The sequence below is a fragment of the Streptococcus sp. SR4 genome (genome assembly GCF_000517725.1).
Lineage (GTDB): Bacteria > Bacillota > Bacilli > Lactobacillales > Streptococcaceae > Streptococcus > Streptococcus salivarius_F.
Genome location: NZ_AZYW01000059.1, coordinates 1 through 827, shown reverse-complemented (window position 1 = coordinate 827; position 827 = coordinate 1). Strand labels below are relative to the sequence as shown.

Genomic DNA, 827 nt, shown 5'->3' with positions numbered 1-827 from the left:
ATAGCCTTGTGGGACATCCCCAGTTGTGACACCGCCTCCGTCTCTGGTTTTTCCTGTTGTTTGTTTAGGGGCTTTTGGTGTACCTCCATGCTCATCGATATAAGTATCGAGTTTTTGCATGGTTTCAGCACGCCTTTTTCCTGAGCCAGAGGTATCGGTGAAGTAGACCCCACCATCTGTTGACGTGTTGAGGGAACCACTCGCAAATTTTTGCGCTTTGTCATCTTGGACTTTGAAGGTTTCATTTTTATTGCCAATGATGGTCTGATTGGTGAGTCCAACAACGGCCACTTCATCGTTAAAATTATTGGCATTTTCTGGATTAGAGTCAAATGCTCCAAAACCAAACATATTGGAACCAGGATTTGTAGCGACTCCAGCTGTTCCAAGTGAGCTTTCATTTAAGGCAATCGCTACAATGGCACGAACATCTAGATTAGACTTAGCCTCCCAGTCTAAGAGTTTTTTCCCATTGATGCGTTTCTTGTCATAGGAGATTCCTAAAGTATCTAAAAAACCGTCCAATTGCTCTGCTTTAATACCATAGCGATGGACGAGTAAATTATGGGTATAGGGGTCTCCATTTGACCAGTGGTCTGTGTAGGTTGCGCCATTTAGTGATTGAGAAGAGCCACCAGTGCTACCTCCTCCGACGGCTCCCATAATGATGATAATGATAAAAACAGGAAAAAAGAGAGGAAGAAGGCTAGATAATAGATACCATTTTAGTTTTTTCATCGACTCTCCTTTCTACTTTAATGTCTGATATAAGCTGTAAATAGAACAGTCCCAAAGCGCCATTTAGCGTCTAAGACGACGGAATAAGC

The 827-nt window shown here is 42.7% G+C and carries 1 protein-coding gene; it reads right to left on the bottom strand.

Translation table 11 applies throughout. The annotated features are described in order from the left end of the window. On the bottom strand, positions 1–738 hold a 738-nt coding region (locus tag HMPREF1519_RS07245; RefSeq protein WP_037611737.1), incomplete at its 3' end, for a hypothetical protein. Positions 739–827 lie beyond the last annotated feature (89 nt).